We start from the raw sequence: 26,357 nt of genomic DNA, 5'->3' as shown, positions 1-26,357 counted from the left end.
AATCTGGTTAAAGCGCCCGCATCGGTTCTCGTGGTTTTGTTTAGGAATAAGAAAGAAGTAATCAGGCAAGCGATATGAACTTTAATTTTGATAACTCAACTTCATTAGTTCCTACTGAATTCTCTGCTCTTGAATCTTCTTCTCAGGGCGAGTTCAGCAATCTCTTACCTAAAGCTGCTCAAGAAAAAATTGTACAACCACCCAAGCAAGAGGAGCGAGTGGGACAGTCAAAACCCCTTTCCCAAGACGAACAAGAGCCAGAAGAACAAGAAGAAATTTTACAACCACTCTCCCCAGAAGATCAACGCGATCGCGAGCGATTGGAATCGTATCTCAAGCAGAAATCCTTGGAAGCCTACTATGGCTGGGGTCAAGCACTCGCTGAAATCCGAGATCGAAAGCTGTTTCGTTCAACGCACAGAGCATTTGAGAATTATTGTCAAGAAAAATATGGATTTACTCGCCGTCACGCCGATTACTTGATTAAATTTCCTCCTTTAATGGACAATCTGATGAGAACAATCTGTTCTCAAAATCAACCTGATGAAAATTCAATTCAGATTTTTGCGAATATGCTTCCTACCAACATGGCGCAAGCTAGGCATTTATTTAGCTTAAATACCGACGAGCAGCAGCAGCAGGTATGGAAAAAAGTCCTAGAAGAAGCAAAAGCTTCTGGTAAAGATATAACTGCTAATTTCATCAAAGATATTGTCAAGCAGTACAAACAAGAGAACAATGTCGTGCAGGACAAAAGAAAGCGCAAAACACTTCCAGAGAATTGTCAAGTAGGTGAGATCTTCACTTTAATCAGTCTCGAAGATCGGGAGAAGAAATACAATTGCCACCTTTGCAGAATAGTAGAGCTAAAAGACTCTAGAGTAATTGTCGAAGTTCGCGATGGAACTCTTCTTACTGTGAATCCTGAAAATCTAAAGCAGAAAATTGATTTATCCAAAGCTCCTCAGCAGTTTAAGCAAGATTGGGAGAAGATTAGACGACAGTTGCCGCAAGATTGGGAGAGGATTAGACAACTACGCGAACATAAATCCCGCGATCTAGGATTAGACAAAATTCTAGAACATTTAGGAATATCTGAGCCTCTAACTGATGGGGAAAGATTTATTTTGTCTCACATAGAGGAATACTACAAACTGGATGATTGCATCAGCGCACCGGTCACAAGTTAAGGTTACTAAACATTTGTCAAGAGTCAGACTGAGATGGTGTAAAACTCATAGCAGATAAGAAATAGAGGGATGAAGCTATGAGTCGGAGCAACCGCGACCATGCCAAGAAGCAACATCGCCCGATGATAGAAGATGAAACCATTGCCTCTCAATTAGAAGCTTTATTGACACCAAGGATTACAAGACAAGAAAAATACTATCGACGCTGGTCGAAGTCAGTATTTTGAACCAACCTAAAGCTTTTTCCCTTGATTAATTCAGGGATTGTTTCAATTCCTCTTTCTTTTTTAGTAGCGATCGCTGTTTCTTTTCTGACTAGCGAACCCTCAACAATTCAGAAGTTTAGCGCGGTCGAACAACGGATATATACTGGGGAAATTTTAGGCGATCGCACGGGGCAAAATCTGGGAGCGACAGCAAAACCTCGCTTAGTTCGAGGTTCTGAGTTCAGAACTGCGCGATCGCGTAGCAGTATTACTTATTTCCAAGCAAGAACATGCAGTTCGCACTTACGTCGTTTCGATCGAGAAGTGTAATATGATAATCAAACTCTGCTATCGTGGAATACCATACAACCGTCATTCTTCTGCTCAACCAGATCGTCCATTGCGTCAACTGCGTGAATTTGACACAGCCGATTGCCGCAGATATCGTGGCGTAACTTATTGTGTCGCTCCTCATCCTCGACTTGTGGAAGTGCCTGCAAAACTAGCAATTCATAAGTTGATGTATCGAGGTGTAATCTACTACAAGTTGATATATCAGAGCATCACCTTTTTAATAAATCGAAATGCCTAAGGAGTTACCGCACTCGTTCAATTAGTAAGGCATGTCTGCTTTCGCTGATGTCAACCTTAGTCAAAGCAACGGTGTCATTTCTCTTAGCTGGGTTTGGGAATAGGAAGTGAGACGGGCAAGCGATTTGAAGTACAACTCAACTTTATGAACTCTGATGAGTCACCAACAACTTGTATCAACTGAATCCACTGCTTTGGTCGAGTCCAACATCTTCACATTAGTAGAAGTGGCTCAAGCAGAAATTTTAGAACAACTAACCTACGATGAGCAATGCGATCGCCGTCAGTTGGAATTGGTGGCAGAGCAAGCATTCTATCAGGTAGGTAAAGCACTTGCCCAATTGCGAGGTCGGCGACTGTATCGTTCTACACACAAAATATTTGCAGCTTATTGCGAAGCTAGGTAATGAAGCTGCGGATTTCACTTGGGTGCGCTGGGGTAAAGGGTACCCAAGAGAATCGAGAAACAGTCCGAACAGGGCGTTTAGACTGGCTTTTTGATATGGGCTGGGCATTAAGCAAACAAGGCTATAGACTAGCTCTTGGGCGTATTCGACGATGGTTTCCATAACCGTCAACTCAATTTATTCCTACGCCCTTTCTTTCAGGTTTTGGCGACTTTGGCAACCCTTACTGAGAATGGTGCAAGAAAGATCTAATAAGGTGAGCAATAACATCCTACTTAAGTAGGATTTTTTCTACTATCAGCACCTTCCTCTAAGCTTTGGAAATTCGTATTTTAACTTCAGAAAGTTTTGACATTTGAAAAGCACGCTGATGTCTTGAATGAATTTGTTTGGGTGTTTTAGTCTTGTTTGAAATTAGCTTGCGATGCTCATCACTTTGAACCAAACGTATTTCCTAAAATCTCGATTAATCGCTCCAGTATCTCTCATGACTCTGATAAGAATTTCTAGTGTATTTTTCCCTTTTCAAGCTTATTAAAAGAATTGCCAGGATCGACTTGTTTGCTGCCAGTTTCTATTTCTATTGATTCTGCCTTAGCTGTTACCTGTCCTCCTGTACAGATACTATGAACTTAAAAGCAATACCTTTAGGAAAAATTATTCTTTCAATTCTATTTTTTACCTGTCTAGCTATTTTTGGAAATAGGCTAAGACGCGACTTTTCTCAAGTTCATAGCGCCCAAGCTTTTATTAACGGTGAAATCACTTCTGTGCGGGCATCTATCCCCGGTGAGCTAGAGTTGAAAAGCGAGAAAATTAAGTTGAGCAAGCAACTTGAGAAAGGGACACAAATCGGCACAATTAAATCTACTGTCGAAAATCCACGAGTATCAGTTCTCAGAATTGACAAGCAGCAACTGGAAACCCGCCTACAGGATGTTCAACAGCAAATCTCTGGAGTAAAACAGCAAATTCAAAATCGCAATAAATTGATGAACTTGTTTAAACAACAATCTGTCTCCCAGAGAATGCTTCAACTCAAATACGCCCATCAAGAGATAAAACAATTTGAAGGGGAAATCGCACGAGAACAAGCCAGAAAAAAAGTAGCGCAGAGGGACGCTCAACGATTTGCTAGCTTAGCAAAGGAAGGAGTAGAAACCGTTTCCAGAGCTGAAAATAAAATTGCAGAAGCGCAGCAAGCATCTGCTGTAGTAAAGGAAGCTCAATCGAGAATTGAGCTAGCCAAACTCAACTTAGAAGCAACGAAAGCCGGACTTCAGCTAGAAATAAATCGCACCTTAAGCTATCCTGAAACTCGCGTTCTCGAACTTGACACAGAGTTAATAGACCTAAAGCAACAAGAAAGAAACCTCTCTAAACAAATCCAGAGTATTCAGTCACAGCTATCGATTACCAGTAAAGAATTGCAGGCTCAACAAAGCGTTTCGGTTCTAGCACCAACAACAGGAGCGATCTGGTCAATTAATTCCCAGTCGCAGGAAATAGTCGAAGCTAATAAATCGATTATTCAGTTACTAAACTGCCAGAATCTTTGGATAGAAGCATTTATAAATGAGACTGAGGCTAATAAACTTGTTGTTGGACAAGAAGCTCAAATCAACCTTACTAACTCAAGTAATGTTCAATGGAAAGGACGAGTAGAGACAATCAGAGCAGGTACAGGTCGTGTTGAAGTTGGGCAATATGTTGTAGAACCACCATCAGAAATTGCTCAGCGTCAACTACCAGTACAGGTAGCGACAGTACGAATTAAAGTCGATTGGCAGAAATCTCTTAGATCGGACGATTTTTGTCTGGCAGGGAGAAGTGTAAACGTTCGCTTTATTGAGTCAAAGTCTTCGCCTTTTTAGTAATTTACGTCTTTAATTTTTACAGCTATAAGGAGTGTAACTTCATGATAGGAATTCTAGGAGTCGCTATACAAAGTGTGCAAAGAATTACATATAATATCAAATCTAGAAGTTCTAAAGTTGCTCATAACAGATTTATAGTCGAGCAAAACTTTAATATGTATTTTTTTGGTGGATTTTAGTTTCCTTAATCAATATTTTTATTTTGGTTGATTTTTACCGAACAATATATTTAACTGACGTTTCAACAGCAATTGTTAGTGTCAGCAATGTATTATTAGCTGTTTTAGTCCGAAACGAACTAATTGTGCATTTATTATATCGTTTGGCAGTATGGACTTCGGTAAAGATCGGTCATGGCAAATACTATTTTAATAGTGGCGTTCATTACATCGGTAGCGTTCACGCCTCATGTGCTACTTGGGGACTTCTGTGGATAATCATTAATGAATGGCAGCAGTTAGGAAATCCTAGCGACCTTCTATCAATGTCTGTATCCAGCGATCCTATATCAATTGCTATATCCAGTATACTGTTAACACTTTTAGTTATTATTATCCTCACTGCTATTTCCCCATTGCGTCATAAGTTTCATGACACGTTTGAAATAAGCCATCGCTATCTGGGATGGTCTTGTTTGGGTATTCTCGTCCTGCATCAAATTAGATTTCAATTTATCGTCACTCTCAACCAAGCTTATCCTCTAGAAGCTTTATTGACTAATCCAGTTTTACTCATGCTTTCGCTGATAATTTTCAGTGTAGCTTTGCCTTGGATGAGTATGGAATGTTTCTCTAACTTTAGAATGCATTGTCCTTCCGAAGGAGTTTTAGTTGTATCTTTTCCAGGAAGGGCTGATGTAGGAACATTTGCTCGAATTAGTCTAGATGGTATTGAATGGCATTCCTTTTCTGTTGCAGGAACGAGTTTCAGCAAAGGAACGGGCGAGTCAGAAATTAATCTAATCATCGGCGCGGCAGGCGACTGGACTAAAAATTTGATTCAGCAAGTTGAAAAAGGAAATTTGCCCAAACGAATATGGGTTCGTCGAGTCAAGCCTCCTGGTTTTATGTTCTCAATTAATGCTTATTCACGAGTAGTTGTAATTGCAACTGGAGCAGGAATTGCACCAGTCATACCTCATCTGATAGAAAACAGTCATAAACTTTATATTGTGTGGATCGCCAACAAACACGAACAAACTTACGGCGAAGAGCTTTGGTCTTTTCTTAACTCTCATCCTCGTAGCAATATTTTCGATACAGGAGTACATGGTAGACCAAATGTAGAGCAGCTAGCTATTGAAGCAGTTCGAGATTTTAGAGCGCAAGCTGTGTTCTGTGTATCTAATAAAGCGGTTACTGAAAAGGTGGTCAAGACTTGTTTAGGGAAAGGTATTCCAGCCTATGGAGCTACCTGGGACTCTTGAAGCGAGACAACTTCTGTCACAAACACTCTGGTGCGATCGCCTCATCATACTAGCTTCATTCCAAATCGTTTCACCTTAAAACAAAAACAATGCTGTACAAAACTATGGATAGAGACAGACAAGAAGCTTATTGGCGAGCCAATACAACTTTAATTCGGAACTTGTTAATTGCCTGGGCGCTGGTATCGCTAGTGTTCAGCATTCTACTGGTACAGCCATTGAACGCGCTCCGAATTGGTAGCGTCCCTCTAGGCTTTTGGATGGCACAACAAGGCTCGATCTTAACGTTTGTAGCATTGATTTTCATCTATGCCTTCCAGATGGACAAGCTCGATCGCAAATACGGTATGAGGAAGTGAGGTTGAGTTATGGCAGAATTTTGGACGATTTGGTTAGTTGCCCTTTCTTTCGGGTTATATCTCTATATCGGTTGGCGATCGCGCGTCAAGGATAGCTCCGGCTTTTACGTTGCGGGGCAAGATATCCCCCAAATAGCGAATGGAGCTGCAACTGCGGCAGATTGGATGTCGGCGGCTTCTTTCATCTCGATGGCGGGGTTGATTTCGACTTTGGGCTATGACGGCTCGATTTATTTGATGGGGTGGACTGGCGGTTACGTGCTGCTAGCGCTGCTACTCGCCCCATATCTGCGCAAGTTCGGTAAGTACACCGTACCGGATTTCGTAGGAGATCGCTATTACTCCAATGCAGCCAGATTAGTTGCAGTTGTCGCCGCCTTATTTGTCTCGCTGACTTATGTCGCAGGGCAAATGCGGGGTGTGGGAATTGTGTTCAGCCGCTTTCTGCAAGTCGATATCAGTACGGGCGTGATGATCGGGATGGTGGTGGTGGCATTCTTCTCAGTTTTGGGTGGGATGAAAGGCATCACTTGGACTCAGGTAGCTCAGTATGTTGTGTTGATTGTGGCTTATCTAATTCCAACTGTGGCGATCGCAATGATTCTCACAGGCAATCCGATCCCGCAACTGGCGTTTACGTTTAGCGATATTGTCGACAAATTAAATCAGATTCAGTTGGATTTAGGTTTTAAAGAATATTCGCAACCCTTCGCGAACAGATCTCAGTTAGATGTACTATTCACAACTCTCGCTTTAATGGTGGGAACGGCAGGATTGCCTCACGTGATTGTCAGATTCTACACGGTGACTAACGTCAGAGCCGCTCGTTATTCCGCAGGTTGGGCATTGTTGTTTATCGCCCTACTCTATACCAGCGCGCCAGCACTGGCAACTTTTGCCCGTTACAACTTGATTAGCACTTTGCACAACCAACCAATTACCGAAGTGCGTCAATTGAACTGGGTAAATAAGTGGGAAAAAACCAAGTTATTGACTTTTACAGACAAAAACAATGACGGACGAATTGAGCTATCACCAGATAAAAGTACGAGCGAAATCACCATCGACCCCGATATTATTGTCTTGTCCACGCCAGAGGTAGCTAAATTAGCGCCTTGGGTGATTGGACTTGTCGCTGCTGGAGGGTTAGCTGCCGCCTTATCTACAGCTAGTGGTTTGCTGTTGGTGATTTCTAGTTCGGTGGCGCACGATATTTACTACCGCATCATCAATCCCAACGCCTCGGAAACCCAAAGGGTGTTTGTCGGTCGAATTATGGTGGGGGTAGCCGTTGTGCTGGCGGGATATTTTGGGATCAATCCGCCTGGATTTGTGGCGCAAGTGGTGGCTTTTGCCTTTGGTTTAGCAGCAGCTAGCTTTTTTCCGGCAATCGTTCTCGGTATTTTTGATAAACGAACGAATCGAGAAGGTGCAATTGCAGGGATTGTAGTTGGGTTATTGTTCACCCTGTTTTACATTGTCGGGGTGAAATTCTACGGCATGCAACCTTGGTTATTTGGAATTTCTCCTGAAGGTATTGGCACTGTAGGAATGATAATTAACTTTATTGTGACTCTTGTGGTGTCGCGCCTGACTCCACCACCTCCAATTGCGGTGCAAGAAATGGTAGAAGATTTGCGAAGTCCTGCGGGTGCAGAATTACCTGTTGAATCAGTGCATTAATTTTTGTCTTCTGGGGTTACTTTCTGGAGTGCGCCCTTACCAGGTTTTTGTTGAAGAGCTTAGTAAGTTTACAAAAGTAGAATATCTGCCGTTCTTGACAACTACACATCAATAGATTTATTTGTAAAGAAGACGATGAAAAAAGTTTTAGTGATTGAAGATAGGGCAGAAACCCGTAATCTCTTTCTGGAATGGCTTGAGACTGAAGGTTTCTACGCTATTGGTGCTGAAAACGGTCTGGTTGGTATCCAGCAGGTACAAAAAGAGCTACCAGATTTGATACTTTGTGAGATTACGATTTCCCAGCTCGATGGTTATGGTGTTTTGACTGCGCTGCGCCAAGATCCTTTAAGTGCGGGTATCCCCTTCATTTTCTTCACTAGCAAGCTGGAGCGGGCTGATTTCGTAAAGCTATGGAACTAGGAGCAGATAATTATATCACTAAGCCCTTCAAGTTAGATGAATTACTCAAGGCGATCGCCGCTTGTTTTTCTAAGCAGGCTGCTCTCCAGCAGAGGTTTACGACATCCGCCCAGCTAGTCTTAGATTAGAGTCACCACTCACCGATCGGGCAATCGATATGCAGCTCCTTTCTTCCGCCAGTTTCGCCGCGAGACAACACCCCAAGTTTGGAGAAGCGAGTATCGCAGATAAAATTGTACTTTTGGTTTTGTTTTAACCGAAAAATGCTTGCTCTGACTTCATCTAGAGAATCTACTACTCTCAACCCAAGCTTCAAGCACTCAAAAGCAATTACTAGTTCAGCGGTATCTGCAAAGACTTTTCTCCATTTCTTACTTGAAGCTGGCATCTTTCTAAATGGCTTCTCAATCTCCATTTAAGCGCTCGCACTTTTCAAAGTATCGATCGCAGATGTAGTACTTATTATTGGAGGAAAAATGAAATTTAAATTTAAAGCAATCGCGTTTTGTTTAGCTACTTCAGCTCTAATGGTTCCAGTACCAAAAGCGCTGAGTGCTGGAGCGCTACATCACGTGAAAAAAGAAGAAAAGATGCTGAATTGGGTATGTGTGCAAGAAACACAAAATTCTTGGAAGTGTCAATTTAAACATAGTCAGCTTAAAAATGGTCAGCAGTCCAAAGCGATCGCTCATAGCAAATCAACGCTTGCCAAATCAGTATCAAATTCTACTTGGCAATTAGACATATTTCTCTTGCTAACTTTTATTAGTAGTATTAGTATGGGACTATTTCTATACGTCTGGCATTGTAATAAGCATATTGCTAAGCAACAAAAGAATATTAAGTTTTTGGAAAGATGCAAGAAGATAAGTTATTATCAGGAGAAGTAAACGTGGATTTTTAAGATTGCATTTCTCACATTTATGTTAATTCAACCTGTTAGTAGCGTAACAATTGCGGTAGTAGCAGTAATACTTCTTGACCTAGTTTTTAGTACTCAGCACTAATGTTCGACTATTCGTGCAATTAAAATTAATAATTAATAGTTACGGAGATAAATTCGCAGTGATGGATAAATCCTTACTGATTAAGGGGATGTTAGGACTTGCCGATCTGAGGCTACGAGATTCTGTTCATTTACTCTCCCAGAGCGCATCCAGAATTTCAACGCAAATGGATAGAACTACTGAAACTGAAATCTAAGCAAGGATTGACAGAACTATTATTAAGAGACTTTTTCCTACCCTAGTTTATAAGATTAACTAACCATTCATTCTTTAAAAGTAACAATTGTTTTTGGTCAAACAGCATTTTGGTCAACAGTAATGACCTGTGGCTACGGATTATAAGCAGCCCTCAAAACTTTACAAAAAAACAAATTCTTTTGCAAAACCTATCGAGAACAGAAGCTTTTCGTCAGTCAAACAGAGTTACGTAACTATTTCAAAATCTTCACTATGTAAATTATACTTGTCTTAGAATATCAGCCTTTCTAAAAATTGTTAATCTAGAGTTTAACGAGCAAATTTATAAAATTTTAAGAAAATTAATATGAAAATTGAAAATATCAAATCAAAAGCTGATAAAAATAATTTAAAAGCGCATATTTTTTGGCAAATTACAGTTTTAGTAACCAATTTTCTACTTTTAGTTATTTTCTATAAAACAAAGTTTTTTACTAATAGTTCGGTAGCCATTTTCGCTTTTATTAACCTACTCTTGGCAAACAAGCTGATTTTGAATCTACTGTATCGTTTAGTAGTCTGGATTTTAGTAACGCTTGGACATGGCAAATATGACATTAATAGCAGCTTTCTTTACATCGACGACATTCGTATCACCTGTACCATTTGGAGTTTTGTTTGGCTGCTTATTGATATTTCAACCGCTCAACAGACTCAATATTAAATACAATATCTTGAAAGGGTGACACCTGGTTTACAGACAAGCTGATTTGTTTAGAGCGTACCAGTTTAACAATGTGGACAATCTACATCGATAGTCGCGCCTTTTTGTCCAAAACCATCAAAATTTGTTACAGCGTACACATAAGTTATTATCAATGAGGCAATAGATAAGATTTATGATAGACCAAGGATTTGCAGATTGGGAAACGTCGTTTCGTTGATTGCCATACTTTCCGAGAAAACAGCTATTTGCAAATTGGTTGGGAGTAGGTTACGGGTTTTTGTATCGCGGGTGGAGGTTATTTTCTACCCTTTATTTTTCCGACGATGCCGACCCAAAATAGCGTTTGCCTCTAAAAAACACGCCCAAAAATCTCTTGAACGTAAGTTTAGAGTTCGGACTTTTTCTTATACTTCCTAAATTTCGTCAGTCAGACAAGGTGCAACGCGGTGTTAACTAATTCTTCAATTCAAATTCACACTGTGACCACTCCAGAAGAAAATGAAATGTTTCTGGATGTGCCATCACTGATATACGCCAACGATCCTCATTGGGTAGCACCCATTCGCAGCAGTATTGCTAAGCAATTTACTCCAACCAATCCCTTTTTTAACTATGGGAAGCTACAGCAATTTATCGCCGTATCTCAAGATAAAGGTGCGAAGCCGTTGGGAAGAATTGTGGCGACTGTAAATCAGCATTTAATTGAAAAAGAAGGTCAGAATATCGGATTGTTTGGTTATTTTGAGTGCATTCAAGATTTTGAAGTAGCTCAAGCCTTACTAAGTAACGCTGGTGAGTGGCTGCGACAGCAGGGGATGACAGTTGTTCGGGGACCAATTGATTTATCTACCCATAACAACTGTTTCTTTTTAGTCGATGGCTTTGATTCACCACCAATGATGATGACACCCTACAATCCCTGCTACTATCCAGAGTTTATCGAACGAGACGGCTGGCACAAAGCCAAAGATGCTTACGCCTATGATTTCCCCTTAGACAAACCCTTACCATCAGAATTTGAAAAAGCTTATCGAATTGCTTGTAAATCAGGGGTAAACTTCCGTCCAATCAGGACAAAAGGTGAAGGATTTGAGACTGATGCGATCGCTATTTATCACCTTTTTAACCGTGCTTTTGCCAATAACTGGAGTTCTACCCCGCGTAGCGAGGCAGAATTCATGGAAGAAGCTAAGGAACTACAGAGCCTTGTAGACCCAGATGTTTTCCCTATCGCGGAATACAACGGGGAAATGATTGGTTTTTTCATGGGTTTACCTGACTACAACATTGCACTAAAACACCTCAATGGAAAGTTTAATTGGTTAGGAATTCTCAAGTTTCTTTGGTATCGCCGTCAGATTGACCAAGGAAGAGTAATTATAATTTGCTCTTTACCAGAATATCGCCGTAAGATGGTTTCCTTAGCTTTGATTTATCTAGGAATGAAAGGGGGAATCCAAAAAGGCAAACTCTATAAAAGAGCCGAATTAGGATACATTTTCGAGGACAATTTCCCCTCTCGTAAGCTAACCGAAGCCTCTGGTGGTAAAATTTATAAAACTTACCGAATCTACGAAAAAGCCTTATGAAAGCGCTAGTAACTGGAGCAAATAGCTTTACAGGCTCTATTTAGTCAAGATTCTACAACAGCGGGGTAACTCTGTTGTCAAAAGTCGTTTACTGTAGCATTGTAGGTATCTATGGCGACACTCAAGCCAAAGTCATCGACGAAACTTTTGGGCGCACCTAAGCTGACTTTTCCTCAGCTTATGGTAGAGCGATCGATTGCGTCGCAAATACTTTTAATGACAAACGCTCTGTATTAATCGCATTGCCTTATATTAGCGCTTTTGCTCTAAGTTGAAACCAATGATTTCAAAACCTCGTTTTCCTGATGGTTCGCCAGCTCCTCAATGGCTGCAAAAAATCCAGTACGCACAGAACTCGATTGCCTATATGGATACTGCCGCACAGCGCTACGGAGACATTTTTAACGCTCCTGTGATTGGCGATCGCGATGTTGTTTTGTTCATCAGTAATCCTCAAGCACTTGGGCGCATTTTTGCGAATGACACGAGGCAGTTTATTACTCCACCCAACCAACATATGCAGCCACTGGTTGGAGATTACTCCATTTTTACATTGTCAGGTTCTCGCCATCGCCGAGAGCGTAAGTTATTAATGCCTCCTTTTCATGGAGAACGGATGCAAACTTATGGACGATCGATCTGTGAATTAGTCGATAAAGCCATGAGTTCGCTATCTGTTGGGACTCGGTTTTCTGCACGAACTTTGGCACAAGAAATCTCTTTAGAAGTCATTTTAAAAGTCGTTTTTGGGGTCGATCGAGAAGACCGTTTCGATCGCCTCAAGTCGCTATTTGTGAAACTCACCGATTCACTGCAATCTCCTTCGATCGCCGGGTTAATTTTCTTCCCTTCTTTGCAAAAAGATTGGGGAGTGCGAAGTCCTTGGGGATACTTGCGGCATCTGCAACGACAGGTGAGCGAACTGGTGTACGCCCAAATTAGCGCTCGTCGCAACCAGAGTCACGCGCCTGGTTCAGACATCCTAAGTTTACTAATTTCAGCCCGCGATGAAACAGGTCAACCGATGAGCGATGTTGAATTGCATGATGAGTTAATTACACTCCTTTTGGCAGGTCAAGACACAACCGCAACTGCAATCGCTTGGGCTTTGTATGGGATTCATCGTCATCCACAGGTTGGCGAGAAGTTGCTTGTGGAACTCGATCGACTAGGAAAGGCTCCAGATCCAACAACCATTTTGCGATTACCTTATCTTACAGCCGTTTGTCATGAAACCTTGCGCCTTTTCCCTGTTGCTGTTCTCACCGTTCCTAGAGAGGTCAAAGAACCTGTAGAACTTATGGGTTATCAACTGGAACCTGGCACTAGACTTTATGGTTGTATTTATCTAACTCATCAACGCCCAGATCTCTACCCAGAACCTAAATTATTTCAGCCAGAGCGCTTTTTAGAACAACAGTTTTCCCCCTATGAATTTCTCCCCTTCGGTGGTGGTGCGCGTCGCTGCATTGGGGAAGCGTTAGCTTCTTTTGAGATGAAATTAGTCGTAGCAACAGTGCTGTCTCGTTATCGATTAGCATTAGCAGATCGATCTCCTGAACATCCTGTGCGCCGAGGTGTTACTTTTGCTCCTGCTAGAGGGGTGCAGATGATTCTGAAAGAAAAATTCTGAGCCGACGAGTTAAGTCCTGCACGCTCATGCTCGCCTTCAGACTCAAATTGCACCTGATTGCAGCATTGCCAGTTTTACCCGATGTAAGTCCTGCTAATTAAGAAGGATCGCCTGTCCTCAAACATTTTTGTGACACAACCAGTGAATTAGTTCCCATGAAAACCGTTGAGTTCAAGCTAAACCTGAACCAAACCCAGCAAGCCAAAGTAGACGGTTGGCTGTCCGTACTACGGTGGGTATGGAATCGCGGTCTACATCTACTAGAAGAATTCGACAATAACACTCGTTGGGATAAATCTTCAAAATCTTGGGTTCCTTGCTGTCCTCTGCCGTGGCAATACTATAAAGATGATGACGGGCGACTCATCCCCTTCACAAGGCTTGCTCAGACTAAGCCGTATCGCATGAGTTGCCCTATACCGCAGACTTATCGTCAGCCTGAAATAGAATCGCCTAATCACTTTGGAATTCTGTACTACTTCGCCCAAAAGAACCATTTGGACAAACCCTGGTTTTGTGCAGTCCCTAGCAAGAGCGTCAGCGGAACGCTTAAAGCTTTAACTGACGCTTGGTGGGAGTATAAATCAGGGAAACGCTCATCGCCACGATACAAGCGATACAAAGACAAGATCAAATCTCTTGTTAACAACAATTCCAAATCAATTAAGATTTCCGGTAGACAGATTACCCTTCCTAAACTGGGAAAGGTGACAGTTAAAACTTTGGACAAGCGGTGGGATGCATCAGTTGCTATTGCTACACTAAAAATCATCAAGCAGCCGTCAGGCTACTACCTTCAGTTGATAGGTGAATTGCCAACTAAGAAATTTAAGCCCTCGAACAAAGCAGTAGGTATATCGCTAGGATATAAGGATTTATTTACTACTGATGGTGGCAAGGTAGTAAAGTCACCGCTCTACTATCAAAAAATGGAGAAGAAGCTGCAACGGCTCCAACGAAAGCTCTGTCGCCAACAAAACCTGTGCCCGATCGACACATACAATCCTTCTCTTCGAGAGCATTTCCTTAGCTGCCCAATTAATCCTTATAAGGGTGCAAACAAAGCAAAAACGACTCAGAAGATTTCGGGTCTTCATGAGAAAATCCGCCGCGCAAGACGAGCTTTTAACCATAAGCTTTCGACCTTATTAGTGCAAGAGTATGGCGGGATTGCCACTGCCAAATCTGATATGCGGAGAATCACTCGTAGACCTAAGCCAATTGTAAATAAAGAAGGCACTGGCTACGATCGCAACGGTGCAGAACGCAAATCCCAGTTCAACAAATTAATTCTGGCTAACGGTTTAGGACAGCTGGCAACCTTGATTGAGCAAAAAGCCGTAGCTAACGGGCGAGAATATATTGAAGTCGTCCCGAAAGATATTCCAGATGAGCCGAGGCAACGTACTGAACACGAAAGCAAGCGATTGCGGTTGCCCCGCGCCGTTCATCTATCAAGCTTCCAATCTGGAAGATACCGCGCTTGGTCGTGGAAATCGAAGCCTGGGGAGTCCCAATGGACGCAGAACCAGGAAGCCGCGCAAGTGGCAACTCTCCGTGATACGGAGACAACCATCTTAACTAGCTCAAACCTCGCTCTTGAGCGCGAAGGTATGGATGTGCCACCAACATCCTCACCTAAAAATAACGCAAACCAGCACTCCTGTAGGCTTGTGACGACATCAGGTGAGAAATCGACTCGCGCAACTTCTACTGGGCAGTCTGTGACTGAACCTGCAAAAACTCGCTTAGACGAAAAGGAAATGCCTGACCAGCCAGAAAAGGCTCAAAGGCAATCTGAAGTGCTCCTAACCGCTAAAACTCAAGTACGGAGAAGGAAGCGACGGACTGCCGGAGAAAACGATTCTAGTTAGTTAAGGTGGTTGCAAGGATTCGATTTGCTACGAATCTTTGTATTACAGTTGCATTTAAGTAGATGAGAGACTAGCACGTTTTTGATAGTGCCAGTAACGCGCAGTCGCGTTCTGGGGCGCGTCACCGATAAGACCAGTGTAAAATGTGTTCGAGACCTAAGCACAGATACCGTCTTCAAAGTCAAGAGATGAAAATTTGCGCTCATACTCATAGTTCATATGCTTTTTCGTTCAAACCGAATAGACGAAAACAGACGAATTTGTATTCGCCTTAACAGATAAGCAGTTAGAGGGTGTTATGCACTTTCCAAAGCGACAAATTGCTTGAGCATTAGGACAGCAAAGGCAACTAGATACAGTCCGACTAAAGTCTCTGCGCTTGCGCTCGTAGTCTCGTACCAAGCGGCGAAAGCGGGTTGTCCTTTGCGAAACTACGCTCCACAACGAGCGCGACGTGGTAACAGGATGAACCCCTTCTTGGCTTCTGGTAGTTTAACTACCTCCAAGTGAATGCCTTCGGCTTGTGCTGCCTGTGCCGCTGTTGCGCCTGTATAGCCCTGGTCTACAAATGCCACTTCCACCGACTCTCCGGTAATCTGCTGCACCTGAGCTGCTAGTTCCTGGACTTGAGCACGGTCTTGTTCGTTGGCAGCAGTCACATACAGGCTAACAAATGTCTCAACGTATCAACAGCCATATGCACCAAGCGTGCCTTTTTTGCGTTTACCACCGTCATATCCTGCCCGTTCACCACTTTAGGCGAGTTGATTGCAGTGTTCGACTGTCAAAAATCACGGAGGCGCGGCTGTGAGTTTCGCCCGCTGGCCAACCGCAGCAGCACTTCTTTAGTCATCGACAATTGCCTCAAACACCCCTGCATTGAACCAGCGTTGCGGAGAGTTGGTACACTGCTGCCCACGGTGGCAAGTCATGCGGCATCATCCGCTCGCGTTGCACCTGCCCGAATCAACCAACGCAATCCATTGAATACTTCCCGCAGGTTGTGTTCTCTTTGTGGAGCTTCTTGGGTCATTAAAGTGAGATAGGGTGCTACGAATGCCCACTCTTCATCGCTGACATCACGCTTGATACGGTTTTCTCATACCTCTAGCTTAACCAAAGTGCATAACACCCTCTAGTGATTTCTGAATCAAGGCATCGCCCCGTTAACAAGAAGACTGGTAAAACCAGTTTGATTGAGCGATATAACTCTACTCTTCGGCAACGAGTTTCACGTTTAGTCCGCGCTACCTTATCCTTCTCGAAAAAGTTGGACAACCACATCAGAGCCATCTGGTATTTTGTACATCACTATAATTCATCCTTACTTATGTAGGACTACCCAAACGAGAACGATCGTTCCTGAAATCAGTTGAACAGAATTCTTGCAAAAGTAATCAATTTGTGAAATTCAACACAGATGGACACAGATGGATTTTGAATGCGGGCAAAAGATTTAATGAACAAAATCAGTTTAATGAAATAATGAGGAAAAGATAGTGAAACTAAAGCGGTATTTATGGTTAACAGTATTGCTCGCTACCATTGCATTTAGTGTGTTACCTGCATATTCCCAGCAATTTTTCCAACCGCGTCGAGTATTTCAGGTTTCTACCTTGGGAGCTTTAAACGTTGGAGTGTATGAAGGGGCTACAACATTAGCTCAACTCAAACAGCAGGGAGACTTTGGCTTAGGAACTATTGAGGGATTGGATGGAGAATTGGTTGGGCTTGATGGCAAATTTTATCATGTCAAAACAGATGGCATTGCTTATCCTGTTGCAGATGAGGTAAAAACGCCTTTTGCTACTGTAGCGTTTTTCCACACAGAGCGATCGCTACGCTTGAATGGGCAAATGAACTATCAAGAATTGCAGCAACAGATTGATACAGGCTTGCCTACACAAAATTTACCATATGCAATTCGCATTCGCGGTGTCTTTCCCTATTTGAAAGTGAGGAGCGTACCCAAACAATTACCGCCTTATTTGCCGTTAAGTGATGTAATCAGTCAGCAGGCTGCTATCTTTGAGCTGCGGAATGTGCGGGGTACTTTAGTGGGATTTCGGATGCCACAATACCTTGAGAGTGTAAACGCCGCGGGATATCACTTTCACTTGATTACAAGCGATCGCACTTCGGGAGGGCATTTGCTCGATGGAGAATTTCTTGATTCTAGGGTTGATATAGAAACCCTGCATGACTGGCAGATGATGTTGCCCGATAATACTGCCTTTAAACAAGCACCACTAAAGTAATTTAGGAGTCAAGCATGAAACGCAAACAATTTTTGCAAAATGCGATCGCTAGTGCCATTGCGGGTGGAGTGGTAGCTTGTCGAACAACCACAGCATCAAGATCGAATGCAGCCTTACCCAACATTAACTGGCAGATGGCAACGAGCTGGCCCGTATCTTTAGATACCATCTTTGGTGGCGCTAAAACATTTGCCGATCGCCTAGCTGCGATCACGGGAGGCAAGTTTAAGATTACACCGCGTACTGCGGGCGAGCTAGCTCCGCCACTAGAGGTGCTGAATGTGGTGTCCCAAGGCGCAGTACCATGCGGTCATACGGCTGCTTATTATTACGTGGGTAGAAGCCCAGCTACCGCTTTTGGAGCTGCTTTACCCTTCGGCTTGAACGCTCAACAACAGAACGCTTGGCTGTATGAAGCAGGTGGGTTAAAAAAGCTACAAGATCTGTATGCTCGTAAGTTTGGCGTGATTCAATTTCCCGCAGGCAACACGGGCGCGCAGATGGGTGGTTGGTTTCGCCAGGAAATTTTGACAGCGAAAGACTTACAAGGGTTGAAAATGCGTATTCCTGGACTGGGGGGACAGGTGATGGGCAAACTAGGCGTGACGGTACAGACTTTACCAGGTGGAGAAATTTTTCAGGCATTACAAACGGGAGCAATTGATGCGGCTGAGTGGGTCGGTCCCTACGATGACGAAAAGCTAGGACTGCACAAAGTCGCTAAATTCTATTACTACCCTGGCTGGTGGGAACCAGGACTAGCGCTGGAAGTGCAGATCAACTTGAATGAATGGAAGAAACTACCAGTTGAGTATCAGGAAGCGGTTGCAACGGCAGCCTTTGAAGCAAACACGATTATGTTAGCTCGTTACGATGCCCGTAATAACGAAGCGCTCCAACGGCTACTTCAGAGCGGCGTGACGCTGCGCTCCTATAGCAACGAGATTTTGGCAGCAGCAGAAAAAGCGTCTTTTAAGTTGTTTGACGAATTTGCAGCTAAAGATGCTGACTTTAAGAGCATTTTTGCGGAATGGAAGCAGTTCCGCGATCGCGTTTACGCTTGGAACAACATCAACGAAGGTAGCTTTGCCCGCTACAACTACGCCAAACTCAAGTCATAGAACTGGCTTCGCCGACAAATCGACCAGCCAGCGCACAGTTTGGGGAAAGAGCATCACCAACAGCAACACCACAATTTGCAACACCATAAAGGGGAGCGCGCTTTTGTGAATATCAATCGTGCGAACTTCCTTTGGTGCAACGCTTTGCAAATAGAACAGGGAAAATCCGACAGGGGGCGAAATGAAGGCAGTTTGTAAATTAATTGCCATCACCACCCCAAACCAGACCATATCTATTCCCAACTGCTGCGCGGCAGGTACTAACAGCGGCATGGCAATAAAACAAATTTCGATAAATTCTAAGAATACGCCGAGAATAAAAATCACAATATTACCAACAATTAAAAAAGCAATCTTGCCACCAGGTAAATTCACTAATAGATTTACGATCAAGATTTTGCCACCCAAACTATCAAAAACGACGGCAAAGAATGACGAGCAAAATAAGATCGTCAACACTACCGCTGTCACCACCGCCGTTGAGTGACCAGCCGATCTAATCAGCATCCAATCTAGTTTTCGATTGAGCGCAGCCAACACACAGGCTCCCACTGCCCCCACGGCGCCTGCTTCCGTTGGCGTAGCAATGCCAAAGAAGATACTACCTAGCACCGCAAAAATAAGTAGTAAGGGTGGAACAACTGCTTTCAACACCTGCTGCGCCAGTGCCGCTTTGCCAATTTGCCGAGATTCCAGTGGTAGGGCAGGAGCTACACTAGGTTTGAAAAAGGCAAGTACCAAAACATATAAGGCATAAGCTACCGCTAGCATTAATCCTGGAATCAACGCTCCCAGAAATAGATCGCCCACCGACACGCCCAATTGATCGCTCAAGACCAGCAGCACTAAACTAGGGGGAATTAATTGCGCCAACGTCCCCGCTGCGACGATTACGCCTGCTGCTAATTGCTTGTCATAGCCATAGCGCAGCATCACGGGCAAGGAAAGCATTCCCATGACGATTACCGTGGCTGCTACCACGCCTGTAGTCGCTGCCAGCAGCGTGCCGACAAAAATCACCGCCAGCGCTACCCCACCCCGCAGCGAACCGAGTAGAATTCCAATCGTCTCTAGCAGTTCTTCTGCCAGTCCCGATTTTTCTAACACTGCACCCAAAAAGACAAAAAACGGAATTGCTAACAGGGTAAAGTTGGACATAGTACCGAACCAGTTGTTCGGCAACAGTAACAGCCGACTGGGATCGAACGCTCCCACCAGCCAGCCGATCGCGCCAAAAACGATCGCCGTCCCCGCAAACGAAAATGCCACTGGGTAGCCGCTTATCAGAATGAAAAAGAAGCCAACGAACATGGCGATCGCCAACCACTCAAAGCCCATAGTTTCTCTGCTCAAAAGGTAATGTTTCAGCGTTGCCAGCCGCGCTGCTTTTTGGCACAATCGCCAGACTGATTCAGATGATTGTAGGCGATCGGAACACAGCAGTCTACTCAAGCGGTAACTGTTCTGCGTCTTCTTGAATAGTTTGGGCGACCTGCGTGTATCCCTTCAAAATCGCCAGATACTTGATAGCTTGCGAAACTCCTTGAGCGAGTAACGTGGCAAAAGCAACAATGATCGTTGTCTTGATCGGCGCTCGTGGTAAGCCATCTGCATCTGAAGACAGCTCCCAACTCCCCCACGTACCGTCAGGCAAAAGTCCCCACGACTGCAAGACAGGGTTAATGCTTACCCAAATGCCTAAAACGCAAAACGGAATCAAGAAAAAGACCGTGCCGAGAAAATCTATCAGCGCCCGTCGCTTTTCACTCCAGCGGGTGTAGAGAATGTCAACTCGGACGTTTGCACCGCTCTTCAAAATGTAAGCAAATCCGAGAAAAAACATTAATGAAAACAAATACCATTGCAGTTCGATTAATGTATTGGAAGACAGCCTGATTTCGATCGCTCGTCCGATGTAGCGGGCAACAACATTATAGAACCCAATAGCGATTAAGAGAATGACCAGCCAAATGCCAGAACTACCGATAACGTCAGTGACGCGATCGATCGCCTGCGAGAGTTTGATGAGGGTACGAATATGGGAAGGCTTGAGAAAGATACGCAAGACTGAGTACTTCCATAGAATTGACGAGTTTTGCACACGATAATGTCATGCAAGTTTGTTATGAAATTAGTCGATGTGAATTTCGATCTCACATCATTTTACACTGCTAAAAGAACAACTATCGATTATGAAAGAATGCGATTGCAATTGACTTGGGTAAGTCTAATCTAAAATGTATGTTCGATCGCAAAAATTTTCTCGGTACTGGTAACTTTGCTTTCCAACTGCAAGTCTTGCCATTCTTTACAAGAGCTACCCCCTGACAGTTATGAAAGAACACATAATGTTTGTCTCACTTCCTCTTCTAGGACAGATCAATCAAATGATTGCGCTAGCTCAAGAATTGGCGCACGGAGGATATCGAGTCAGTTTTGCAATTTCCGATTGGATTTTGGATTAAATCTAAATCTAGAATCTAAAATACTCGGTTTCAAGCCCCTAAATTCATTTATGGCTCATCAAAAAATGCGTAGCGTCATTATTCCAAGCCCCTGATTTTAATCGTGGGGTAAATCCAAAATCGTAAATCCAAAATCGATTGACAAGATTCTACTGCGTAAATGCACACTCATTGAGTCGGTAAATGATCGACTCAAGAATATTGGTTCTGTCGCAAAAATGATAGAGTAAGAGGGTTTAATTTTCTCTGACTTCAATCTAAATGGCTGCTCAGTTCTTGTTTAAGTGGCGACACTTTCTGCCCGAAATCATCCTACTGAACGTGCGGTGGTATTGCCGCTATCCCTTAAGCTACCGAGATTTAGAAGAAATGATGGCAGAACGGGGAATCACCGTGGATCGCTCCACCATCAACTGATGGGTACTGAACTATGCACCCCAATTAAACAAAAGAATCCACCCGCATTTGAATCCAACGAACGACTCGTGGCGAGTCGATGAGACGTACATTCAGGTGAAGGGAAGGTGGAAGTATCTTTATCGTGGCGTGGATTCGGCAGGGAATACGCGCTTACTTTATGCTGAGTGCCAAGCGGGATGGCAAAGCCGCTGCTCGCTTTTTGGGCAAAACGTTGAGTTCACACGCGACCACCGCGCGCATTCAACGTCGATAAAAATGCAGCGCATCCTAATGCTGTGGAGACATTGCAAAATGAAGAGACCCTGTCCCAAACAATTGAGTTGCGGCAAAACAAATACTTAAACAATGTGGTCGAGCAAGATCGCCGAAACATTAAACGGATTTTGAAACCTAATGATAGGATTCCAGTCCTTCAATACAGCTAGGAGAACATTGAGGGGTATTGAAGCTATGAGTATGATTCGTAAAGGACAAGCGAAAGGAATCGAACAAGGGGATGGTGTATCAAGTGCGAAATTCATCGAAGAACTCTTTGGAGTTGTTGCTTAAAACAAGACGAATGACATAATTCGTTTATCCTTAAAAAGAATTTGCGATACAGCTCACTTTACAAATACGCCACCGTGTGTTTTGACCTTTAACAAAAACTTAAATTTGGCTGATGTAATTGTCTTCCTATCAATGTATAATTTCCAGTACACTGCACAATTCATGGTTGTGTTGAAAAAAATCAAACACTATTTGTAGTCATAACTACAAGTCGAAACACCATCATCTTTAGTGCTTCTAAAAGTTTTTGCAACACAACCGAAAGGTTTGCTTGAAGGTCTAACATCCGAAGAGCTATTAATACACAAAACAAATTCCTGTCAACATAAAGAACTTATGGTTTACAAGCCTTACAACCGTCGCCGCTTTCTTCAAAATGCTGCTCTATTCTCCACTGGTTTAGTCACCACATTAGCCCATCCTCACAAAGCTATTCCTGTAAGCCCGTCAGCACCGATTGAATACATAGTGGTTGGATCGGGTGCTGGTGGCGGTCCTCTTGCCGTCAATCTTGCAAGAGCAGGGCATAAGGTGGTCTTGATTGAGGCTGGTGGTAGTGACGGTGACGACCTCGCCTCGGTACCACTTTTCCACCCACTCGTTAGTGAAGACCCCAGGGTACGATGGGACTACTTCGTCCGACACTATACTGACGAAGCACGTCAACGCCGCGATAGCAAGTATGTTCTTGACAAGGGTGGTATTTTTTATCCGAGAGCGGGTGCCCTCGGTGGATGTACTATCCATAATGCTATGATTATGGTCTATCCGAACAATGCTGATTGGGAGTATATCGCAGAACTCACCGGCGATCCTAGTTGGCGTGCCGAGAATATGCGCAAGTACTTCGAGCGGCTTGAGCAGTGCGGCTATGTCGAGCGACCAAAAGATTCAAACGATAATTTGACACGTCATGGCTTTGATGGCTGGTTGACAACAGAAGTTGCCGACCCGATGATGTTTGCTGAGGATATCAATATTCAACGCATTTTAGACTCAGCAGTACGTGAGAGCGGTCACGTAGGGGTACTAGACTCTTTTTTCCGTAAGGAACTCGATCCGAACGCATGGTCAGTTAATGTTGGGGGAATCGAAGGTCTTTACAATATCCCCATCTCTACTCGAAATGGTCGGCGGCGGAGTTCGCGTGACCTGATCCGAGAGACTGTAGCTGAGATCCCTCACAATTTGATTGTGAAAATGCATACTTTGGTAACTCGCGTCTTATTTGATGGTACGACGGCGATTGGTGTTGAGTATCTTGAAGGCGCACATCTCTACCGCGCCGATCCACAAGCTATTGCTGATGGACCCGAACCTGAATCGAGAAAGACAATGCTCGCTTCGCGTGAAGTGATTCTAGCAGCAGGTGCCTTCAACAGTCCTCAGATTCTAAAACTTTCCGGAATTGGTCCAGCAGATGAGCTGCACAGTCACGGCATTACGCCAGTCGTCGACCTTCCAGGTGTCGGCGAGAACTTACAAGACCACTACGAAATTAGTGTAGTGGCGCAATTAGATTCGGATTTTACACTCTCTCAGGACTGCACACCAGGGCAGCCGTCAGACCCATGCCTAACGCAGTGGACACAAGGTCGGGGAATTTACACGAGTAACGGATTGTTTATCGGTAATATGCGAAAGTCAGAAGTGGCACGCACCAAGGCATACCCTGAACCCGACCTCTTTATCGGGGCTGGTGCACCTGGGGCGTTCCGAGGCTATTACCCTGGTTACTCGCAGAGCAACCAAATCAACCAATTCACCTGGCTGATTCTTAAAGCATACACGGGCAATCGTGCGGGAAGCGTAAACCTGCGCTCAGCCGATCCACGGGATGTACCCGACATTAACTTCCGTTATTTTGCTGACGGTAATGAGACCGAAGACGACGATATGGCGGCACTTGTCGAAGGTGTTGAATTTGTACGTCGGATGAACGGACACGTTGAGGATATTACCCAGAGCGAAGTAGTTCCAGGTTCGACAGTCAACTCACGCAATGAAATTGCCAATTTTGTGGCAAACGAGGCGTGGGGGCACCATGCTTCATGTAGCAATAAGATGGGTCTTCTCAAAGACACAATGGCTGTGGTTGACAGTAAATTCCGCGTTCACGGCACTCAGAATCTACGGGTTGTGGACGCTTCCATATTCCCGCGCATTCCTGGGTACTTTCCGCTCACACCTATCTATATGATTAGCGAAAAAGCAAGTGATGTCATATTAGAGGATGTACGAAAAGTATAGAGTTTGAGCATCACAGGGAGCGTAATATATTTACAGCATTCAAGTGGATTAAGCGGCTACTCCTAACGCAGATAGAACAGGTTGTTGCCACACTCGCGCGTCCATTGTATTTTGCCACTCTTCTTATGTCGGACGTCGATCGTCGATTCAATGAAGTAGTCCTCGAAAGGAAAGGATAAGATGAGAATGATAAATTATAGGGAGGTGGGAGATGTTGTAGAATTGTTGAAACGATACTTTCGCTTGAAAAGATAGCAATTTAATCCTTTATCAAAACCTCTGGAATACTTCTGCTTGATGCTCAAATTAGCTAACTTCTTCAATCGCAAGCCTGCTATTAATCTTCGTAAGGAATTCAAATAAAATGAAAATTCTACAAGCAACACTCAACGATCGATAATGTCACCAATGATGAAATGGTTTAAAAATAAGTATTGGCGGTGGGAACTACTGTTGATTAGTCCTTTTTTTCTACTCCAAACAGGGTCAGCTCAGGCAGTTCCAGAAGTTTTAGTACAGCCATCGCCGTTCAAGGGTTTGAATGGTTTGAGGTTTGACGCTAAGGAACAGCTATATGTAGGTAGCGTAGCCGAGCAAACTTTATATAAAGTTGATGTCGCAACAGGCAAGTACGAGATTTTTCTTAACTCCCCTGACGGTCAAGCTGACGATTTCATTTTTACGCCAAACGGTCAAATTTTTTATACGGCTTTACTCAGCAGTGAGGTGAGGACTTTCGATCCTCAGACAAACAAAGTAGAGACAATTGTTGCTGGTATACCAGCTGTCGATCCGATCGCCCAAGACAAACGCGATCGCATCTTTATCGGTCAAAGTCTCAGTTTAAAGAATACTGGACTATATGAAGTCGATCCTACAGGACAAAATTCTCCGCGCTTGATTCTCAACAAGCCAGGATTAAATGCTTTTGATTTTGGTAGTGATGGACTCCTGTACAGTCCGGTTCAGTTTACCGGAGAAATTATCAAAATTAACGTCGATACGGGTGCGATCGCGCTCCTTGCATCGGGATTGAAGAGTCCAACTGCTGTTAAGTTTAATTCCAAAGGCGAGCTATTTGCGCTAGATGCAGCAACTGGTGAAGTTGTGAAAGTCGATCTCGCCACAGGTCAAATAACAGCGATCGCTCAGTTACAACCAGGATTAGACAATCTTGCCTTTGGCCCTACCGATTTGTTGTACGCCAGCAACTTTGTAGACAGCGATATTAACGAAGTCAATACACAAACAGGTCGTGTCCGTAAAGTTGTGGACAGTGGAGGACTGACAGCGCCAGGCGGAATTTCTGTCTATGGGAACTCTCTTTATGTTGCTGACACGAATTCCTATCGAATTTTGGACAGGAAAACCGGACGCATACAGCAGACAATCCGCAATATTGTTACGCCCATTCAAAACCCTCTAACTGTTTCGGTGAATAACCGAAATGCAATTATCAGCAGTTGGTTTGGTAATGCTGTCCAGCGATTGAATCGAGAAACGGGAGCAGTACTGAATACCTATACGGGCTTTGGCGTACCCTACGATGCGATTGAGCTAAAGAATGGCAGTATTGTAGTAGCTGACTGTGCTTTAGGTCAACTGACTCAGATTGTAGATATAGCAGGTACTAATCGACGCACAGTAGCAAAAGGTTTATCTTGTCCGACAGGCTTAGCTCTGGTGAATGATTCTACTGTTTTGGTCACAGAGTTTCTGAGCAATTCTCTCTCGCGGATCGATTTAACAACTGGACAGCGTACTGTTATTGCCAAGGATTTATCCTCACCAGAAGGTGTAGCTTATCATGCTGATGGAATTGCTGTGGTAGCTGAAACTGGTAAGCAAAGCATCAGAGCCATAGATATTAATACTGGCAAAAGTCTAACTCTCCAGCAGAACTTACCAATCGGCTTAGCGGGTTTTCCTGGTGGACCCCCACCTTATGGACTCACAGGGGTTGCGATTGCGGGGGATACAGTTTACATAACTGGCGATCTGGATAATTCCATTCGGACGCTGAAGCTTGGCCCAAGCATTCGCCACAAGCTCAGGAGAGGTTTGAGACAATAAAAACAAGCCCCCAGGAGCGAGTTGGACTTTTCTATTTATAGTCCTAACTGTT

The 26,357-nt window shown here is 43.7% G+C and carries 24 protein-coding genes and 3 pseudogenes; 23 read left to right on the top strand and 4 right to left on the bottom strand.

Going from position 1 to position 26,357, the window contains the following annotated elements:
- Positions 1-74: 74 nt before the first annotated feature.
- From N4J56_RS35160 to N4J56_RS35110, 11 genes are all read left to right on the top strand, one after another.
- Positions 75-1,190 (top strand): hypothetical protein, encoded by a 1,116-nt coding sequence (locus N4J56_RS35160; RefSeq protein ID WP_106216270.1) that lies wholly within the window; start codon positions 75-77, stop codon positions 1,188-1,190.
- 77 nt (positions 1,191-1,267) lie between these two features.
- Complete coding sequence (locus tag N4J56_RS35155; protein ID WP_317111373.1) at positions 1,268-1,417, top strand: hypothetical protein; 150 nt, start codon at positions 1,268-1,270, stop codon at positions 1,415-1,417.
- A gap of 21 nt (positions 1,418-1,438) precedes the next feature.
- Positions 1,439-1,726 carry a hypothetical protein gene (locus N4J56_RS35150; RefSeq protein WP_106216269.1) on the top strand — a complete coding sequence of 96 codons (288 nt, stop codon included), beginning with the start codon at positions 1,439-1,441 and terminating at the stop codon, positions 1,724-1,726.
- A gap of 1 nt (position 1,727) precedes the next feature.
- A complete protein-coding gene (locus N4J56_RS41575) occupies positions 1,728-1,988 on the top strand; it encodes a DUF4278 domain-containing protein (RefSeq protein WP_106216268.1) in 261 nt (86 codons plus the stop codon).
- A gap of 154 nt (positions 1,989-2,142) precedes the next feature.
- Positions 2,143-2,394 carry a hypothetical protein gene (locus tag N4J56_RS35140; RefSeq protein ID WP_181245280.1) on the top strand — a complete coding sequence of 84 codons (252 nt, stop codon included), beginning with the start codon at positions 2,143-2,145 and terminating at the stop codon, positions 2,392-2,394.
- A 626-nt stretch (positions 2,395-3,020) separates the two neighbouring features.
- The gene (locus N4J56_RS35135) at positions 3,021-4,268 is read left to right on the top strand and encodes an HlyD family secretion protein (RefSeq protein WP_106216266.1); all 1,248 of its coding nucleotides are present in this window, start codon (positions 3,021-3,023) and stop codon (positions 4,266-4,268) included.
- A gap of 307 nt (positions 4,269-4,575) precedes the next feature.
- A complete protein-coding gene (locus N4J56_RS35130; protein WP_317111371.1) occupies positions 4,576-5,697 on the top strand; it encodes a hypothetical protein in 1,122 nt (373 codons plus the stop codon).
- A gap of 104 nt (positions 5,698-5,801) precedes the next feature.
- A complete protein-coding gene (locus N4J56_RS35125) occupies positions 5,802-6,056 on the top strand; it encodes a DUF4212 domain-containing protein (protein ID WP_106216264.1) in 255 nt (84 codons plus the stop codon).
- A gap of 9 nt (positions 6,057-6,065) precedes the next feature.
- On the top strand, positions 6,066-7,739 hold the full coding sequence (locus N4J56_RS35120) for a sodium:solute symporter family protein (RefSeq protein ID WP_317111369.1): 1,674 nt from the start codon (positions 6,066-6,068) through the stop codon (positions 7,737-7,739).
- Positions 7,740-7,874: 135 nt separating this feature from the next.
- A complete protein-coding gene (locus tag N4J56_RS35115; protein ID WP_317111368.1) occupies positions 7,875-8,162 on the top strand; it encodes a PleD family two-component system response regulator in 288 nt (95 codons plus the stop codon).
- Complete coding sequence (locus tag N4J56_RS35110; RefSeq protein ID WP_317111367.1) at positions 8,153-8,290, top strand: hypothetical protein; 138 nt, start codon at positions 8,153-8,155, stop codon at positions 8,288-8,290. The genes N4J56_RS35115 and N4J56_RS35110 overlap by 10 nt, the downstream gene beginning before the upstream one ends.
- A 2-nt stretch (positions 8,291-8,292) precedes the next feature.
- Here the strand turns inward: N4J56_RS35110 and N4J56_RS35105 are convergent, their stop codons facing one another.
- Complete coding sequence (locus N4J56_RS35105) at positions 8,293-8,550, bottom strand: hypothetical protein (RefSeq protein WP_317111366.1); 258 nt, start codon at positions 8,548-8,550, stop codon at positions 8,293-8,295.
- Positions 8,551-8,638: 88 nt separating this feature from the next.
- Here N4J56_RS35105 and N4J56_RS35100 point away from each other — a divergent pair, with 88 nt between their 5' ends.
- The 5 genes from N4J56_RS35100 to c2c8 all read left to right on the top strand — a co-directional run bounded on the left by N4J56_RS35100 (position 8,639) and on the right by c2c8 (position 15,169).
- Positions 8,639-9,052, top strand: a complete 414-nt coding sequence (locus N4J56_RS35100) for a hypothetical protein (RefSeq protein WP_106217027.1) — start codon at positions 8,639-8,641, stop codon at positions 9,050-9,052.
- 661 nt (positions 9,053-9,713) lie between these two features.
- Entirely contained in the window at positions 9,714-10,070 is a 357-nt protein-coding gene (locus N4J56_RS35095; RefSeq protein ID WP_106217028.1) for a hypothetical protein, read from the top strand.
- 506 nt (positions 10,071-10,576) lie between these two features.
- Entirely contained in the window at positions 10,577-11,662 is a 1,086-nt protein-coding gene (locus N4J56_RS35090) for a hypothetical protein (protein WP_410500772.1), read from the top strand.
- A gap of 280 nt (positions 11,663-11,942) precedes the next feature.
- A complete protein-coding gene (locus N4J56_RS35085; RefSeq protein ID WP_106217029.1) occupies positions 11,943-13,295 on the top strand; it encodes a cytochrome P450 in 1,353 nt (450 codons plus the stop codon).
- 155 nt (positions 13,296-13,450) lie between these two features.
- Complete coding sequence (gene c2c8, locus N4J56_RS35080; protein ID WP_106217030.1) at positions 13,451-15,169, top strand: type V CRISPR-associated protein C2c8; 1,719 nt, start codon at positions 13,451-13,453, stop codon at positions 15,167-15,169.
- Between the two features lie 296 nt (positions 15,170-15,465).
- Here the strand turns inward: c2c8 and N4J56_RS35075 are convergent.
- A pseudogene (locus N4J56_RS35075) lies at positions 15,466-16,272 on the bottom strand (IS5 family transposase).
- 50 nt (positions 16,273-16,322) lie between these two features.
- On the opposite strand from N4J56_RS35075, the pseudogene N4J56_RS35070 reads away from it, so the two are divergent.
- The 3 genes and pseudogenes from N4J56_RS35070 to N4J56_RS35060 form a co-directional block, all read left to right on the top strand.
- Positions 16,323-16,505: pseudogene (locus N4J56_RS35070) on the top strand (IS1 family transposase); the annotation flags it as partial.
- 163 nt (positions 16,506-16,668) lie between these two features.
- A complete protein-coding gene (budA, locus tag N4J56_RS35065; protein WP_106217031.1) occupies positions 16,669-17,427 on the top strand; it encodes an acetolactate decarboxylase in 759 nt (252 codons plus the stop codon).
- Positions 17,428-17,441: 14 nt separating this feature from the next.
- Positions 17,442-18,548 carry a TRAP transporter substrate-binding protein gene (locus N4J56_RS35060; RefSeq protein WP_106217032.1) on the top strand — a complete coding sequence of 369 codons (1,107 nt, stop codon included), beginning with the start codon at positions 17,442-17,444 and terminating at the stop codon, positions 18,546-18,548.
- Here N4J56_RS35060 and N4J56_RS35055 read toward each other — a convergent pair.
- Complete coding sequence (locus N4J56_RS35055) at positions 18,543-19,886, bottom strand: TRAP transporter large permease subunit (RefSeq protein ID WP_106217033.1); 1,344 nt, start codon at positions 19,884-19,886, stop codon at positions 18,543-18,545. The two genes, N4J56_RS35060 and N4J56_RS35055, sit on opposite strands and share 6 nt — an antisense overlap.
- A 106-nt stretch (positions 19,887-19,992) precedes the next feature.
- Positions 19,993-20,586: a TRAP transporter small permease subunit gene (locus tag N4J56_RS35050; RefSeq protein ID WP_106217060.1), complete on the bottom strand. Its 594-nt coding sequence runs from the start codon at positions 20,584-20,586 to the stop codon at positions 19,993-19,995.
- 295 nt (positions 20,587-20,881) lie between these two features.
- Between N4J56_RS35050 and N4J56_RS35045 the strand changes: the two genes are divergently transcribed.
- The 4 genes and pseudogenes from N4J56_RS35045 (at position 20,882) to N4J56_RS35030 (ending at position 26,305) form a co-directional block, all read left to right on the top strand.
- Positions 20,882-21,013: a hypothetical protein gene (locus N4J56_RS35045; protein WP_317111359.1), complete on the top strand. Its 132-nt coding sequence runs from the start codon at positions 20,882-20,884 to the stop codon at positions 21,011-21,013.
- 261 nt (positions 21,014-21,274) lie between these two features.
- A pseudogene (locus N4J56_RS35040) lies at positions 21,275-21,982 on the top strand (IS6 family transposase).
- 231 nt (positions 21,983-22,213) lie between these two features.
- Entirely contained in the window at positions 22,214-24,232 is a 2,019-nt protein-coding gene (locus N4J56_RS35035) for a GMC family oxidoreductase (RefSeq protein ID WP_317111358.1), read from the top strand.
- Positions 24,233-24,631: 399 nt separating this feature from the next.
- Complete coding sequence (locus N4J56_RS35030) at positions 24,632-26,305, top strand: hypothetical protein (RefSeq protein WP_317111356.1); 1,674 nt, start codon at positions 24,632-24,634, stop codon at positions 26,303-26,305.
- Positions 26,306-26,357: the final 52 nt, after the last annotated feature.

Source organism: Chroococcidiopsis sp. SAG 2025, from assembly GCF_032860985.1.
Classification (GTDB): Bacteria; Cyanobacteriota; Cyanobacteriia; order Cyanobacteriales; family Chroococcidiopsidaceae; genus Chroococcidiopsis.
Note: the sequence above shows the minus strand (reverse complement) of the source record. Positions and strands in the feature narration are given on the sequence as shown.

What these genes read in the sequence shown, in the direction of transcription:
- N4J56_RS35055 (WP_106217033.1), bottom strand. Translation starts at nt 19,886, where the DNA reads ATGGGCTTTGAGTGGTTGGCGATCGCCATGTTCGTTGGCTTCTTTTTC.
- N4J56_RS35160 (WP_106216270.1), top strand. Translation starts at nt 75, where the DNA reads ATGAACTTTAATTTTGATAACTCAACTTCATTAGTTCCTACTGAATTC.
- N4J56_RS35140 (WP_181245280.1), top strand. Translation starts at nt 2,143, where the DNA reads ATGAGTCACCAACAACTTGTATCAACTGAATCCACTGCTTTGGTCGAG.
- N4J56_RS35060 (WP_106217032.1), top strand. Translation starts at nt 17,442, where the DNA reads ATGAAACGCAAACAATTTTTGCAAAATGCGATCGCTAGTGCCATTGCG.
- N4J56_RS35030 (WP_317111356.1), top strand. Translation starts at nt 24,632, where the DNA reads ATGTCACCAATGATGAAATGGTTTAAAAATAAGTATTGGCGGTGGGAA.
- N4J56_RS35095 (WP_106217028.1), top strand. Translation starts at nt 9,714, where the DNA reads ATGAAAATTGAAAATATCAAATCAAAAGCTGATAAAAATAATTTAAAA.
- N4J56_RS35105 (WP_317111366.1), bottom strand. Translation starts at nt 8,550, where the DNA reads ATGCCAGCTTCAAGTAAGAAATGGAGAAAAGTCTTTGCAGATACCGCT.
- N4J56_RS35100 (WP_106217027.1), top strand. Translation starts at nt 8,639, where the DNA reads ATGAAATTTAAATTTAAAGCAATCGCGTTTTGTTTAGCTACTTCAGCT.
- N4J56_RS35155 (WP_317111373.1), top strand. Translation starts at nt 1,268, where the DNA reads ATGAGTCGGAGCAACCGCGACCATGCCAAGAAGCAACATCGCCCGATG.
- N4J56_RS35085 (WP_106217029.1), top strand. Translation starts at nt 11,943, where the DNA reads ATGATTTCAAAACCTCGTTTTCCTGATGGTTCGCCAGCTCCTCAATGG.
- N4J56_RS35115 (WP_317111368.1), top strand. Translation starts at nt 7,875, where the DNA reads ATGAAAAAAGTTTTAGTGATTGAAGATAGGGCAGAAACCCGTAATCTC.
- N4J56_RS35110 (WP_317111367.1), top strand. Translation starts at nt 8,153, where the DNA reads ATGGAACTAGGAGCAGATAATTATATCACTAAGCCCTTCAAGTTAGAT.
- N4J56_RS35090 (WP_410500772.1), top strand. Translation starts at nt 10,577, where the DNA reads ATGTTTCTGGATGTGCCATCACTGATATACGCCAACGATCCTCATTGG.
- N4J56_RS35135 (WP_106216266.1), top strand. Translation starts at nt 3,021, where the DNA reads ATGAACTTAAAAGCAATACCTTTAGGAAAAATTATTCTTTCAATTCTA.
- N4J56_RS35120 (WP_317111369.1), top strand. Translation starts at nt 6,066, where the DNA reads ATGGCAGAATTTTGGACGATTTGGTTAGTTGCCCTTTCTTTCGGGTTA.
- N4J56_RS41575 (WP_106216268.1), top strand. Translation starts at nt 1,728, where the DNA reads ATGATAATCAAACTCTGCTATCGTGGAATACCATACAACCGTCATTCT.
- N4J56_RS35045 (WP_317111359.1), top strand. Translation starts at nt 20,882, where the DNA reads ATGAAAGAACACATAATGTTTGTCTCACTTCCTCTTCTAGGACAGATC.
- N4J56_RS35125 (WP_106216264.1), top strand. Translation starts at nt 5,802, where the DNA reads ATGGATAGAGACAGACAAGAAGCTTATTGGCGAGCCAATACAACTTTA.
- c2c8 (WP_106217030.1), top strand. Translation starts at nt 13,451, where the DNA reads ATGAAAACCGTTGAGTTCAAGCTAAACCTGAACCAAACCCAGCAAGCC.